1 protein-coding gene is annotated in these 413 nt (G+C 62.7%); it reads right to left on the bottom strand.

What is annotated here, in order from left to right:
* Positions 1 to 298: VOC family protein (locus EN818_RS30900; protein WP_135906613.1), on the bottom strand; the 298-nt coding region annotated here is incomplete at its 3' end.
* Positions 299 to 413 lie beyond the last annotated feature (115 nt).

Below are 413 nucleotides of genomic sequence, written 5' to 3'. Positions count from 1 at the left end.
GCCACGGTGCTTCCTGCGGCTCGGTGACGATCTCGACGCCTTTGGCCTTGAGCGATGCGACCGTTGCCTCGACATCATCGTCGACCAGGACGAGTACCGGCTCGGCGCTCGGCGCTGCATCGGCGCGCCTGATGAAATGCAGGTTGGTGACCGCGTGCGGAAGGGCCAATTCCACCCAGCGCCAGCCGCTGTCGGCCATCCGCTGGTCGGCAATCACCTGGCAGGCAAGATTGTTGGTGTAGAACGCCTTGGCGCGGTCCTGGTCAGCTACGGGCAATTCGGCAAACTGGATATGCACAATGTCTCTCCTCATCGCGGCCGCGGGCGCGGCCTCTACGCGTCAAAGACGTTTGCCCCGAGCAAAAAGATTCGCGAGCCGATGAGAATCTTTTCGGCGGCACGAAGCGTCTTGC

The sequence above is a fragment of the Mesorhizobium sp. M3A.F.Ca.ET.175.01.1.1 genome, from assembly GCF_004791945.1.
GTDB lineage: Bacteria > Pseudomonadota > Alphaproteobacteria > Rhizobiales > Rhizobiaceae > Mesorhizobium.
Note: the sequence above shows the minus strand (reverse complement) of the source record. Positions and strands in the feature narration are given on the sequence as shown.